Raw genomic sequence first — 12,857 nt, forward strand, 5'->3', positions numbered from 1 at the left:
GGCCCGGGGTCCGGGTGGTTCCTTCCGGTGGCTTCTTCGGTGGTCGAGGTGCGAGGAGCGCCAGCGACGAGCCGCGAGACCCGGCGAGGTGGGCGCCGACAGTGGGGACGCGGTCAGTGCTGGATGCCTGCTCCCGGCCTTCGGGCGCGCTCTGGTTGAAAAAGCGCCAGCTACGGCGGTGCCGGGTTGATCTCAGTGTTCGGGCCGCCGTTCGCTTCGGCTTGAGAGGCGCCGGTTACGGAGGTGGGTGGGCGCTGCTGCCTTTCGGGTGCGGGGGTCTCGCGGCTCGCTGGCGCTCGCACCTCGACCACCGGCCCTACCTTCCGGACCGCACCGCGAGACCGTGGGACGGACGCCGACAGGGAGCGATCTGCGGGCCCCGCCCGGTGGTTGAGGTGCCCGAGCCCCCAGGCGAGGGCCTCGAAGCCCAGCAAGCCGCACAGCAGCCGAACCCAGCGAGATCCAGCCCTTCGAACCCTTGTTCTCGAACACCAGTTCGAGTAGGCTGAGGCATGGCCTCCACCACCCACCAGGATCTCCGGGACCCGCGGTCCCTCCTGGTCCACGCACGCGATGCGCGGGTGGTGGCCGAGGACGCCGAACGCTCAGTGTTCATCGCCGCCGCACAGTGGGCTCTCGCCCACCCCGCGGCTGACGAGTGGGACAGCGCGTGTGTCCCGGGCACCGAACGCGAGTTGGCGATCGCGGGCCAGGGTGCGCCCCTGGTGGCGGAGTTCTGCATCGACGAGTTCGCCGCCGCCATCGGGCTCTCCACCGACGCCGGTCACTACTACATCGGCGACGCCCTCGAACTCGCTGCTCGCCTTCCCCGCTGCTGGCGCCGTGTCGAGAACGGCGAGGTGCCGGTGTGGCGGGCACGGAAGATCGCCCAAGCCACCCGACTGCTCTCACCCGAAGCCGTCGACCTGGTCGACCAACGCCTCGCCTCGTTCGCGCACTCCATCGGCGGACGCGGCATCGAGCAGACCGTCAACGCAGCCGAAGCCGAAGCCGACCCCGAGCTCCTGCGCGCGAGGCGCGAAGCAGCCGACGACAAGCGGCACGTCACCATCTACACCCGTCACGTCGACTTCCACGGACGTGTCGACATCGAAGGCGCCCTCGACCTCGCCGACGCGTTGGACCTCGAGGACGCCCTCGCCGCGGTCGCCGCCCAACTCAAGGACCTGGGTTGCGAGGAGTCGTTGGACGCCCGGCGGGCCATGGCCCTCGGCGAACTCGCACGCCGCGAAGCCTCGTTGACCTTCGACGCGGCTGGCGAGGTGGAGCTGCCGGTGCGGTCCAAGCGGAGCCTCCAGCTCTACGTCCACATCAGCCAGGCACCCGGCGAGAACCCGTTCGGAACGGCTGCTCGTGTCGAGAACACCCGCACCGCCCTCGACCTCGACACCCTGCGCAGTTGGTGCGCTGACCCCGACACCCAACTCGTCGTCCGACCCGTCCTCGACCTGGCCGAACACCGCAGCAGCGAGTCCTACGAGATCCCCACACTCCTGCGCGAGCAGGTGATCCTCCGCGATGTCACCTGCGTCTTCCCGCACTGCACGAGACCGGCCAGATCAGCAGACATCGACCACATCGTCCCGTGGGACGCCGGCGGAAGCACCAGCACAGACAATCTCGCCGCGCTCTGCAGGCATCACCATCGCGTGAAGACCCACCACGGCTGGAGCTACACCAGCACCGGCGGACCACCCGACATCGGCGGCGCCAGCTATCTCTGGACCAGCCCCCACGGGCAGCACTACCTCCGCACAGCGACGGGCACCACGCAACTCACCACGACAGCCTGAACCCCACCCGGGTTCAGGCCCGTCGTGCTGCCCGGGGTCAGTTGCCGTCGGCGTCCTTCATCAACCGTCGGAGCGGTGCGGGGATGTCGCCGCCGAGGCGCACCACGACGGTCTCGACGTTGGGCCACCAGACGGCGTCCTGCGGGTCCACGCCGTCGATCACCTGCACCTCGGTGGGCTCGGGCGCGCTGCTCGTGTCCCCGTCGATGCCGGTGTCGTCGCAGCTGGGCACCTCCGCAGCCAGGGTCTGGTCGGTGAGCGGGACCTCCCCGAACCGACCGTCGCCCACGTAGGTGACGCCGTCGACGACGATGGCCAGCGCACACGAGGCCGAACCGGCACCGCTGACGACGGTGCCCCCGTCGGCGTCGTCGCCGTCGTCGGCGGCGGGTGCGCCTTCGGCGGGAGTCGGAGTCGGGGCGGGGGAGTCCTCGCCGGAGCCGCAGGCGGCGAGCGGGAGGAGGAGAGGGGCGACGGCGAGGGCGTGGAGGAGGCGCATGTGGGGGAGACGTCGGGGAGTCGGGAGCGGTTCCCGGTCCAGACCGGTGCGGCCGGGGATGAGGGTCCTCTCATCCCCGGGGCGGGTTCGATGAGAGTGCGTTCATGAACCTGTGCGGTGCGTCACGGACTGCTCATCATCGTCGATGTCCGGCCGATCAGCCGGGCGGAGACGGCCCGGGAGGGAACCCCATGAAGACGACGAAGAGCACGATGCGGCGCGTGGCGGCCGCTGCCTCGACCACCGCAGTGCTGATGGCGATGGGCGCGACGGCAGCGCACGCCGGTGGTGCCGACCGCGACCGCGACGGTCTGCCCGACCGCTACGAGCGCAGCCACGGCCTGAACCCCAACGACCCGCGCGATGCCGCGAAGGACAAGGACGGCGACGGTCTGTCGAACCTCCGCGAGTTCCGCGTCGGCACCGACCTGCGCAAGCAGGACACCGACCGTGACGGCGACGACGACGGCGACGAGGTCAAGGACGGCTCGGCGAGCACCGACCCGACGGTCGCCGACACCGACGACGACGGCATCCTGGACGGCGACGAGGACGCCGACCGCGACAGCACCGACAACGAGGACGAGGACGACGCCCTCGAGCCCTGCGCGAAGGACGACGGCGACCGCGACGGCGACCACGTCGACGACGAGGACGAGAACGACCTCGGCACCAGCGCCTCCAACCCCGACACCGACGGCAACGGCATCCCCGACGGCGAGGAGGTCGAGGACGGCCACCACGGCGAGGCCAACGAGGACCTCGACGACGCCTCCGACGACCGCTGCCTGAACGACGACGACGGTGACGGCGAGGACGACGAGGACCACGGCGACTACCTCGGCACCATCACCTCCTTCGACGCCGCCACCGGCGTGCTGACCATCACCGACGAGGCCGGCGCGGTCATCACCGTCACCGTCACCGACGCCACCGAGATCGGCTTCGAAGGAGCCGACGACCACGTCCGCGACCACGGCGACGACGACGGCGACGACGACCACGGCGGCTCCGGCGGCGGCGATGACGACCACCGTGCCGCCCGCGACCGCGGCGGCGACGACGGCGGCGACGACGACCACGGCGGCCACCACGGCGACGGCGACGACGAGAGCGACGGCACCACCGCCGACCTCCAGCCCGGCGTCCTGGTCGCCGAGCTGAAGTACAACCGCGACGGGACGCTCCGCGAGATCGAGCTGTACCCGGCCACCACGACCACCCCGGCGGCCTGACCGGCGGGGAGAGGAACCTTCACCTGGGGAGGGAAGGGAGAAGGGGCGCGTCGCTCGGCGACGCGCCCCTTCGTTCGTCCCGGCGCACCTGGGACGATGGGGGCATGGACGCCACCCCGCCCCTCGAGCTCGGCCTGGACACCTTCGGCGACGTCACCGTCGACGCCGACGGACGCCGCCGCCACCCGGCCGCCGTCATCCGCGACGTCGTCGAGGAGGGCGTGCTCGCCGACCGGGTCGGCCTCGACGTCTTCAACATCGGCGAGCACCACCGCGACGACTACGCGGTCTCCGCGCCGGAGATCGTGCTCGCCGCGATCGCGGCCCGCACCGAGCGCATCCGCCTCGGCACCGCGGTCACCGTGCTCAGCTCCGACGACCCCGTGCGCGTGCACGAGAAGATCGCGACCCTGGACGCCGTCTCGGGCGGCCGCGCCGAGGTCACCCTGGGCCGCGGGTCCTTCACCGAGTCCTTCCCGCTCTTCGGCTTCGACCTCGCCGACTACGAGGTGCTCTTCAGCGAGAAGCTCGACCTCTTCGCGAAGCTGCGCGACGGCGGTCCGCTCACCTGGCAGGGCACCACGCGGCGTCCGCTGGTCGACGGCGAGGTGCATCCGCGGGTCGAGGGCGGCGTCGTCCCGGCCTGGATCGGCGTCGGCGGATCCCCGGAGTCCGTGGTGCGCGCCGCTCAGTACCGCCTGCCGCTGATGCTGGCGATCATCGGCGGCGACCCGGCCCGGTTCGCGCCCTATGTCGACCTCTACCACCGCGCGCTCGACCAGCTCGGCGTCCCGACGCTGCCCGTCGGCGTCCACTCGCCCGGGTTCGTCGCCGACACCGACGAGGAGGCGCGCGAGCTGCTGTTCCCGCACTTCAAGGCCAACCGCGACCGCATCGGTCGCGAGCGCGGTTGGGGTCCGGCCACCCGCGAGCAGTTCGAGGCCGAGGCCGACCACGGCGCGCTGTTCGTCGGTTCGCCCGAGACCGTGGCCCGCAAGATCGCCGCCACCGCCCGCGTGCTCGGCCTCTCGCGCTTCGACCTGAAGTACAGCAACGGCACGCTGCCCCACGCCCAGCTGATGCGCTGCATCGAGCTCTACGGCACCGAGGTCACGCCGCGCGTGCGGGAGCTGCTCGCGGCCACCCCCGCGACGGCCTGATCGCCGCCGGATGGACTGTCACCACTTCGACGCCGGCCGGTGTCGCTCGTGCACCTGGCTGTCCACGCCGTACGAGCAGCAGGTCGCGCAGCTCGACGCCCGCGCCCGCGACCTCCTCGCGCCGCTGGTCGATCCGTCGATCCGATGGGAGCCCCCGGTCACGGGGCCGGAGTCCGGCTTCCGCAACAAGGCGAAGATGGTGGTGGCGGGCACCGTCGAGCAGCCCACCCTCGGCATCCTCGACCCCGTCGGCGGCGGCGTCGACCTGCGCGACTGCGGGCTGCACGAGCCGGCGATCCAGGCGGCCCTGCCCACGCTCGCCGACCTCGTCACCCGCGCCGGCCTGACGCCGTACGACGTCCCGGCGCGGCGCGGGGAGCTCAAGCACCTGCTGGTCACCGCGAGCCCCGACGGTGAGCTGATGGTGCGCTTCGTGCTGCGCAGCACCGAGCCCCTCGCCCGCCTGCGCAAGCACCTGCCCTGGCTGCTCGACCGACTGCCGATCGCGGTCGCCTCGGTGAACCTCCAGCCCGAGCACAAGGCCGTGCTCGAGGGCGAGGAGGAGATCGTGCTCACCGAGCGCGACAGCCTGCCGATGCGGCTGGGCCCGGTCACCCTCCAGCTGCGGCCGCGCAGCTTCTTCCAGACCAACACCGCGATCGCCGAACGCCTCTACGCCACCGCCCGCGCCTGGACCGACGACATCGAGGTCGGCTCCGTGCTCGACCTCTACTGCGGCGTCGGCGGCTTCGCGCTCACCCTGGCCGCGCCCGGACGCCGGGTGCACGGCGTCGAGGTCAGCGCGGACGCCGTCCGCGCGGCCGAGGCGGCCCGGGCCGCCGCCCACGCCGCCGGCATCCCCGGCACCTCGCCCGAGGAGGTGGGCTTCACCGCGGGCGATGCGACCGCGACCGCGGGCGCGGCCCCCGACCTGCTGGTGGTCAACCCGCCGCGGCGCGGCCTGGGGGAGCGGCTGTGCGCCTGGATCGAGGAGGCCGCGCCCGCCTGGCTGCTCTACTCCAGCTGCCGTCCCGAGACGCTGGCCCGCGACCTCGGCGACCTGCCGGGCTACGAGCCGGTGCGCGTGCAGCTGTTCGACATGTTCCCCCAGACCGAGCATGCGGAGGTCCTGGTGCTGGCGCGTCGTCGTGGCCGGGGTAGGTTCGGGGCGTGAGCAGCGCCGACTACTGCGAGATGTGCGACCTGCCCCTCAGCACCTGCGTGCACGGCATGCCGAAGCCGCCGCCGGAGCCGCCGAAGACCGCACCGGTGCGCACCCGCACCGCCGCCGCCAAGGCGTCCCCGGTCACCCGCCGCCGTACCCCCGAGCGTGCCGCCGCGCCCGCCCGCCCCCGGCTGCGCACCCACCAGGACGACTTCAAGCCCTGGCTCGTCGGCGTCCTCCAGGACGCCGGCGGTACCGAGGAGTCCGAGGTCGCGATCCTCGAGGTCGAGCGCCGCATGGCCGCGCGGCTGCTGCCCGGCGACCGCGAGCTCGGCCCGCAGGGCGAGCCCCGCTGGCGCACGGCGCTGCGCTGGGCGCGCAAGGAGCTCGCCGACGAGGGCCTGCTGCACGCCCCGCAGCCGGGCGTGTGGGCGCTGACCGATCTCGGCCGCGCCCTGCCCACCGAGTTCGTCGCCCGGCCCGAGCCCGACGAGCCGGCCGAGACCGCCGAGCCCGCCGAGCCGACCGACGGCTGATTGTCGGCGCCCCCGGATAGGTTCGCCGATCGTGGACCTGCGTGACGCCTACGCCCTCGCCGAGTACCTCGTCGAGCAGCATGCCCCCTCCGGTTGGGAGGTCGAGTTCGACGGCGCCAAGCGTCGTGCCGGGGTGTGCCGCTTCGCCACCCGCACGATCGGCATCTCCGCTCCGATCGCGGCGATCCACGACGAGTGGGAGGTCCGCGACACGATCCTCCACGAGATCGCCCACGCCCTCGCCGGCCCGCGCCACGGCCACGACGAGCACTGGCGACGCATCGCCATCTCGCTCGGCTCCTCCGGTCAGCGCTGCGTCCCCGAAGACGCTCCCCGCGTCGAGCCCGACTGGCTCGGCGTGTGCTCGGCCGGCCACACCGCCGGGCGGCACCGCCGCCCCGAGCGGGTGATCACCTGCGCGCAGTGCTCGCCCACCTTCGACGTCGCCCACGTCTTCACCTGGACCCACCGCGGCCGTCCCGCCGAGATGCATCCCAACTACGACCTCGAGCTGGAGGCCATCCGCTCGGGCCGCCACCTGTGGCGGTTGCCCGTCGGGTCCACGGCGCGCATCCGTGCCGACCTCGGCGGCGAGTGGGCGGGGCGCACCGGCCGGGTCGCCAAGCGCGGGCGCACCAGCTACCACCTGCGCATCGGCCGCGACGTCGTCCGGGTGCCGTTCGCGGCCGTCGAGCCCGCCTGACTCACGCCGTGCGCATCACGCCCACCGTCGTCGGGGAGAACCCCGGGAACACGGTCGCCGTGCTGGCCGTGGTGCGTGCCGCGACGATCTCGGCCAGCACCGAGCGGTAGTCGGTGGTGACGGTGAGGTCGGCGTCCAGGCTGTTGGTCAGCCCGGGCCAGGTGCCGTAGTACTTGCCCCCCTTGACCCCTGCGCCCGCGACGAACATGACGTTGCCCCAGCCGTGGTCGAGACCGGCGTTGGAGTTCTCCGCGACGCGGCGGCCGAACTCGCTGATCGTCACCAGCGTGACGTTCGAGGCGAGCGTGCCCAGGTCGGCGAAGAAGGCGGCGATCGCGGTGGCCAGGTCTCCTGCGTTGGCGAGCATGCGGCCCTTGGTGAGGGTGCCGAGGTCGGTGTGCATGTCCCAGTCGCCCTGGTCGACCGTCACGGCGCTGACCCCGATGCCGGCCTTGATGACCCGCGCGACCGTCGCCAGCGCGGCACCGAGGTCGGAGCCGCCGTAGGTGGAGGTCCGATCGGGCTGCGTGAGCGCGGTCGCCAGCTTCGGCGTGGCGGCCAGGGTCGAGCGCATCGCGGTGGCCATCGGCGAGGAGTCCTTGCTCCACGCGCAGCCGAGCGAGACGGTGCGCGGCGTGCCCGGCGCGTAGGCGGGGTCGCCGGCGAGGGAGTCGGCCAGCGACGGCATCGACAGTGCACCCTCGGGGCCCTGGAGCGAGGTCGGCACGAGCGAGCCGAGCGCGAGGCCCTGGAGGGGCGAGGTGTCGGTGTCGGTGCCGATCATCCGGTTGAGCCACCCGACGCGCGCGGCCGACCCCGGGTCGGCGTCCTCGAGCTGCTCCATCGCCGCGAAGTGGCTGCGGTTGGCGACGGGCAGGCCGGTGGCGTGGACGGCGGCCAGCGTGCCGGCGTTCCACAGCGGCAGCAGCGGCGCGAGTTTCGGGTGCAGGCCGAAGAAGGAGTCCGCGGCCAGCAGGCTGGTCTTCGGGATCGCGATCGTCGGCCGGGCCGCGTAGTAGGCGGCGTCGCCGTGCGGCACCACGAGGCTCAGCCCGTCGGCCGCACCGCGCAGCGAGAGCACCACGATGGTGCCGGTGCCCAGCGTCGAGGCGGCGGCGGCCGGTGCGGCACCCGCGATGGTCACCACGGCCGAGCCGATGGTGGCCGAGGCGCCCAGCAGGGCAGCGCCCTGCAGGACGCCGCGGCGCGACATCGCCCGCATCTCGGGGCAGCAGGCCTCGTCGGTCGTCATCATGGGGGTCCTCATCGCTGGTAGAAGGCGGGCTGGTCGAGCAGGGCGCCGAGCAGGGTCGCGAACCCCGTGCCCACGACGGCGTGCTTGCTGGTGATCGAGGCGGCGGGGTCGACGCCGGTGGCCTCGCAGCAGGCCTGGAGCACCGTCGCCGTCGACGGCCGCTGGTAGAGCACGCGGTGCAGGTGGTCGACGAGATCGCGGAAGGCCAGGGGCAGGGGCGGCAGGAACGTGGCCGTCGTCGCGAAGATCGCCGCCGGGTACTTCAGCGTCGCCAGCTTCGTGTGCAGTTGCAGGGACGCCGCCGCGCGGGCCGGGGTCGCCCAGGCGGCCGCGACCTGCGGCTGGCCGTCGGGGCTGGGCCAGGTGAAGGGCGCGTGTCCGAGGTTCTGGGCGCCGGTGCTGAGCAGGTTGGCCGGCGAGGTGGCCGTCGTCGGCTTCACGAGGTTCGCCCGCAGGATGCGGAACGAGTTGACGACGTCCTCGGCCGGGTCGCGCAGCTTGAGGCCGGCCGAGGCGGCGAACTCGTCGGAGGCCACGAGGGCCCGCAGCACGGGGGCGATCGCCGTCCCGTTGGCGAGGTAGACCGCGGCGAGCCGGTCGACGAGCGCGGCCGGCGGGTCGTCGCGCACGAAGCGCACGACGATCTTGGTGGCCAGACGCCGTGCGGTGAGCGGGTGGTTGGCCAGGTAGCGCAGCAGTCGCACGTAGGCGGCGCGACCGTCGCGGTCGGCGTTGGTGTCGGTGAAGCCGAGGATCGACACCGGCGCGGTGTCGTGTGCGGCGAGGTTGTAGGTGAGCGCACCGGAGGTGAGGTCGATGAGGAACCCGGTCATCAGCCGTGCGGTCGCCTTGACGTCGGCCTCGGTGTAGTTGCCCACCCCGACGGTGTGCAGCTCGAGCAGCTCGCGGGCGAGGTTCTCGTTGGGGTGCGCCTTCGTGGAGCCGATCGCATTGAGGTACATCAGCATCGCCGGGTGCTGGAGGGCGCCCACGAGGAGGTCCTCGAAACGGCCGAGGGCACCGGCCCGGATGAGGTCGCCGTACTGCGGGCGGTAGGGGTAGACGAGGTTGCCGTTGACCGGCACGTGCAGGTGGTTCTCCAGCAGGTCGGTCACCTGCTCGAGCACCGGACGCGGCGAGAGGATGCGGCGCGCCAGGGTGCGGTTCACGTAGTCGGTCATCACCTGCCAGGCCGGACGGATGCCGGCCAGATCGCGGGCGTAGATCTCCAGCGGGCTGCGCTTGAGATCGGGCCACCAGTCGGCGACCGCCGCGGCGGTGCCGTCGTAGGCGTTCGTCAGCTGCGCCTCGAACCAGGCGCGCTGCCCCCCGGCGGCGGTGGCCTCGGCGACCAGGGCCGGGGTGACGCCGTAGCTGAAGCGGCTCAGCAGGTGCAGCATCGGCGCGCTCGGCACCGCCGTCGCGGGATAGCTGCCGGGTGTGTAGTCGAGGCGACGGGGGAGCCGTCGGACGGCGCGGGCCATGGCGGGGGGACCTCTCGGAAGGGGGTGATGCGGGGGTGGTGCGGGGGTGGTGCGGGGTGGCACAGATGCCGGGTGATACCGCGGGGGGTATTGCATTGTGGCGGACCGCGGCGGTCAGGAGGAGCGCATCGCTCCGATCGGGGTCGGCGTGAAGCCGGGGAAGACGGTGGCGAGGCTGGCGCTCGTGCGGGTCCTGACGATCTCGGCGAGCACCGAGCGGTAGTCGGTGGTGACGGTGAGGTCGGCGTCCAGGCTGTTCTTCAGACCGGGCCAGGTGCCGTAGTAGGTGCCGCCCTTGACCCCGGCGCCGGCGAGGAACATGACGTTGCCCCAGCCGTGGTCGAGTCCGGCGTTGGAGTTCTCGACCACGCGGCGTCCGAACTCGCTGATGGTCACCAGGGTCACCGAGTCGGCCAGCGGGCCGAGGTCGGCGAAGAAGGCGGCGATCGAGCCGGCGAGGTCGGTGACGTTGTCGATCATCCGGCCGCGGGTCAGCGTGCCGAGGTCGGTGTGCATGTCCCAATCGCCCTGGTCGACGGTGACCACGCCGACGCCCACCTTGCCGCGCACGGTGCGCGAGACCGAGGCCAGCGCGCGGCCCAGATCGGTGTCGGGGAACGCCGCGCTGGTGTCGGCCTGGGCCTTCGCCGGCGCCAGGCCGTCGACCGCGGCCATCGTCGAGCGGAACGCCGCGGCCATCGGGCTCTTCGAGGCGTCCCACGCCTTGTGCAGCGATCGCACGCGCTGGTGGGTCGGGTCCCACTTGTCGTCGCCGGCGATCTCGGCCTCCTCCAGGCTCGAGAACGACATCACCGGCTGGGGTCCGTAGAACTGCGTGGTGATGTCGCCGACGGCCAGGCCCTGGAGCGGGGAGGTCTGGTCGTCGGTGCCGAGCAGGCGGTTGAGCCACCCGACGCGCAGCTTGCTGCCCGGGTCGGCGTCCTCGAGCTCCTCCATCGCCGAGAAGTGGCTGCGGTTCGCGACCGCGAGCCCGGTGGCGTGGACGGCGGCCAGCTTGCCGGCGTTCCACAACGGCAGCAGCGGCGCCAGGTTCGGATGCAGGCCGAATGCGGAGTCGGCGGCCAACAGGCTGGCCTTCGGGATCGCGATGGTCGGGCGGCTCGCGTAGTAGGCCGGGTCGGCGTGCGGCACCACGAGGCTGAGGCCGTCGGCGGCGCCGCGCAGCGAGAGCACGACGATGGTGTTGGTGCCCATCGAGGACGCCGTCCCGGCGGCCGCGGCGGGCGACATCGAGACCACCGTGGAGCCGACGGCGTAGGTGAGGCCGGCGAGGCCGGCGCCCTGCAGGACGCCGCGGCGGCTCAGGCCGCGCATCTCGGGGCAGCCGCAGTCGGTGCCGATCCGAGCGTCGGTGGCGGGCAGGTCGGGTGCGATCGTCATGGGGGTCACCGCTCGTAGTGGTTCGGGTGGTCGAGGAGGGCCGCGAGCAGCCGGGGGAAGCCCCACTTCACGAGACCGTGGGCGGGGGTGATGACCTCCACGGGCAGCACGGAGACCGCGGTGGAGCAGATCTTCAGCGTCGAGGCGGTCGAGGCCCGGCCGTGGATCGTGCGGCTGAGGTGGTCGACGAGGTCGCGGAACGGCAGGGATCGTTGGGGCAGCCACTGGGTGGGGCTGAGGTAGGCGAGGTCCTGGTTGGGCCACCAGGTGCCCGACATCGCCCAGTGCATCTCCATCGAGGCCAGCACCCGGGACGGCGTCGCCCATGCGGTGTTGTCGATCGGCTGCCCGTCGGGGGTCGGCCAGGCCATCGGCCGCAGGCCGAGCGAGTCGGCTTGCCAGATGGTCGCGTTGGCCGCGGAGGAGTCGGCGGTGGGCGCCTGGAGCTGCACCCCGAGCGCCCGGTAGGTCGCGACGACGTCCTCGCCCGGGTCGCGGGTCTTCATGCCGATCGAGGCCTTGAACTCGGCCGAGTCGATGAGGGCCCGCAGCACCGGCACGATCGCGGTGTCGTTGTCGAGGTAGACCTGGGCGAGCCGGTCGATGAGGCTCTGCGGCGGGTCGTCGCGCACGAACTTGATCGCCAGCTTCCGCGCCAGTCGCTGGGCGGTCGCCGGGTGGTGCGCGAGGTAGGTCAGCAGGCCGCGCGTCACGGCCCGCCCGTCGGCGGAGGCGTTCGGGTCGCTGAAGCCGACGACCGTCACCGGCCCGGTCCAGTGGTCCTTGGTCTGGTACGACGCCGCCCACGTGCGCCACATGTCGACGCGGAAGCCGGTGAGGATGCGCGCGGCGTTCTTGACGTCGTCCTCGGTGTAGTTGCCGACCCCGAGGGTGTGCAGCTCGAGCAGCTCTCGGCCCAGGTTCTCGTTGGGGTGCGCCTTGGTGGAGGTGGCGCCGTCCAGGTAGAGCAGCATCGCCGGGTGGGTGATGGTGGCCTGGAGGAGGTCCTCGAAGCGGCCCAGCGCCCCCGCCCGGATGACGTCGCCGTACGGCACCCGCCAGAACGGCGGGTTGTCGGCGCTGGTCGGCACGTGGAAGTGGGCCTCGAAGAACTCCGTCATCACCTCGAGCACCTGCCGTGGGCTGATGATGCGCCGCGCGACGAGGCGACGGCTGTAGTCCGACATCACGTCCCAGCTGCCCTCGGTGCCCGCCTGCTGGCGCTGCCAGATCGTCAGCGCGTCGTAGTGCTGGTTGGGCCACCAGTCGGCCTCGGCGGCGATGGCGTCCGGGTCGTCGTAGGCGGTCGCGATCTGCTGCTCCCACCAGGCACGGGCGCCGCCGGCCGCGTCGACCTCGGCGACGAGGGCGGGGGTGACGCCGTAGGAGAAGCGGCTCACCAGATGGCGCGAGGCGCTCGGGAGCACGGTCGTCGCTGTGTAGCGACCGGGGGTGTACTTGACCACGGGAGCCGTCCAAGGGGGTTGGGGGCGAGGGGGCGCGCTGGGGGCGCGTTCACCGAATGCACTCGGCAGCTACGCCGCCCCACCTGAGGCGCCCGCCGCGCCCACCCGGCAGGCGCGACCGATCGCCGGCCGCGCATGA

General features: G+C 72.7%; 11 protein-coding genes. 6 read left to right on the forward strand and 5 right to left on the reverse strand.

Features of this window, described 5'->3' with window-relative positions; genetic code table 11:
• Nucleotides 1-512 precede the first annotated feature (512 nt).
• A complete protein-coding gene (locus ABD671_RS10715; protein ID WP_344733346.1) occupies nt 513-1,814 on the forward strand; it encodes an HNH endonuclease signature motif containing protein in 1,302 nt (433 codons plus the stop codon).
• Between the two features lie 37 nt (nt 1,815-1,851).
• Here the strand turns inward: ABD671_RS10715 and ABD671_RS10720 are convergent, their stop codons facing one another.
• Nucleotides 1,852-2,313 (reverse strand): DUF6281 family protein, encoded by a 462-nt coding sequence (locus ABD671_RS10720; protein WP_344733347.1) that lies wholly within the window; start codon nt 2,311-2,313, stop codon nt 1,852-1,854.
• Between the two features lie 191 nt (nt 2,314-2,504).
• Here ABD671_RS10720 and ABD671_RS10725 point away from each other — a divergent pair, with 191 nt between their 5' ends.
• The 5 genes from ABD671_RS10725 to ABD671_RS10745 all read left to right on the forward strand — a co-directional run bounded on the left by ABD671_RS10725 (nt 2,505) and on the right by ABD671_RS10745 (nt 7,112).
• Nucleotides 2,505-3,548: a hypothetical protein gene (locus tag ABD671_RS10725; protein ID WP_344733348.1), complete on the forward strand. Its 1,044-nt coding sequence runs from the start codon at nt 2,505-2,507 to the stop codon at nt 3,546-3,548.
• Between the two features lie 104 nt (nt 3,549-3,652).
• Complete coding sequence (locus ABD671_RS10730) at nt 3,653-4,708, forward strand: LLM class flavin-dependent oxidoreductase (protein ID WP_344733349.1); 1,056 nt, start codon at nt 3,653-3,655, stop codon at nt 4,706-4,708.
• Between the two features lie 10 nt (nt 4,709-4,718).
• Nucleotides 4,719-5,882, forward strand: coding sequence for a 23S rRNA (uracil(747)-C(5))-methyltransferase RlmC (gene rlmC / locus ABD671_RS10735; RefSeq protein WP_344733350.1), 1,164 nt, complete (start codon nt 4,719-4,721; stop codon nt 5,880-5,882).
• Complete coding sequence (locus tag ABD671_RS10740) at nt 5,879-6,409, forward strand: winged helix-turn-helix domain-containing protein (RefSeq protein WP_344733351.1); 531 nt, start codon at nt 5,879-5,881, stop codon at nt 6,407-6,409. Before rlmC ends, ABD671_RS10740 begins: the two co-directional genes overlap by 4 nt.
• Nucleotides 6,410-6,440: 31 nt before the next feature.
• Nucleotides 6,441-7,112 (forward strand): SprT-like domain-containing protein, encoded by a 672-nt coding sequence (locus ABD671_RS10745; protein WP_344733352.1) that lies wholly within the window; start codon nt 6,441-6,443, stop codon nt 7,110-7,112.
• A 1-nt stretch (nt 7,113) separates the two neighbouring features.
• Here ABD671_RS10745 and ABD671_RS10750 read toward each other — a convergent pair whose 3' ends face one another.
• The 4 genes from ABD671_RS10750 to ABD671_RS10765 form a co-directional block, all read right to left on the reverse strand.
• Nucleotides 7,114-8,367: a DUF1501 domain-containing protein gene (locus tag ABD671_RS10750; RefSeq protein ID WP_344733353.1), complete on the reverse strand. Its 1,254-nt coding sequence runs from the start codon at nt 8,365-8,367 to the stop codon at nt 7,114-7,116.
• Between the two features lie 8 nt (nt 8,368-8,375).
• On the reverse strand, nt 8,376-9,851 hold the full coding sequence (locus ABD671_RS10755) for a DUF1800 domain-containing protein (protein ID WP_344733354.1): 1,476 nt from the start codon (nt 9,849-9,851) through the stop codon (nt 8,376-8,378).
• A 114-nt stretch (nt 9,852-9,965) separates the two neighbouring features.
• Entirely contained in the window at nt 9,966-11,252 is a 1,287-nt protein-coding gene (locus ABD671_RS10760) for a DUF1501 domain-containing protein (protein ID WP_344733355.1), read from the reverse strand.
• 5 nt (nt 11,253-11,257) lie between these two features.
• A complete protein-coding gene (locus ABD671_RS10765) occupies nt 11,258-12,718 on the reverse strand; it encodes a DUF1800 domain-containing protein (protein ID WP_344733356.1) in 1,461 nt (486 codons plus the stop codon).
• Between the last annotated feature and the right edge of the window lie 139 nt (nt 12,719-12,857).

Origin of the sequence: Nocardioides fonticola, assembly GCF_039536805.1 — a bacterium.
Lineage (GTDB): Bacteria > Actinomycetota > Actinomycetes > Propionibacteriales > Nocardioidaceae > Nocardioides > Nocardioides fonticola.

What these genes read in the sequence shown, in the direction of transcription:
- ABD671_RS10725 (WP_344733348.1), top strand. Translation starts at nt 2,505, where the DNA reads ATGAAGACGACGAAGAGCACGATGCGGCGCGTGGCGGCCGCTGCCTCG.
- rlmC (WP_344733350.1), top strand. Translation starts at nt 4,719, where the DNA reads ATGGACTGTCACCACTTCGACGCCGGCCGGTGTCGCTCGTGCACCTGG.
- ABD671_RS10730 (WP_344733349.1), top strand. Translation starts at nt 3,653, where the DNA reads ATGGACGCCACCCCGCCCCTCGAGCTCGGCCTGGACACCTTCGGCGAC.
- ABD671_RS10755 (WP_344733354.1), bottom strand. Translation starts at nt 9,851, where the DNA reads ATGGCCCGCGCCGTCCGACGGCTCCCCCGTCGCCTCGACTACACACCC.
- ABD671_RS10715 (WP_344733346.1), top strand. Translation starts at nt 513, where the DNA reads ATGGCCTCCACCACCCACCAGGATCTCCGGGACCCGCGGTCCCTCCTG.
- ABD671_RS10720 (WP_344733347.1), bottom strand. Translation starts at nt 2,313, where the DNA reads ATGCGCCTCCTCCACGCCCTCGCCGTCGCCCCTCTCCTCCTCCCGCTC.
- ABD671_RS10750 (WP_344733353.1), bottom strand. Translation starts at nt 8,367, where the DNA reads ATGATGACGACCGACGAGGCCTGCTGCCCCGAGATGCGGGCGATGTCG.
- ABD671_RS10760 (WP_344733355.1), bottom strand. Translation starts at nt 11,252, where the DNA reads ATGACGATCGCACCCGACCTGCCCGCCACCGACGCTCGGATCGGCACC.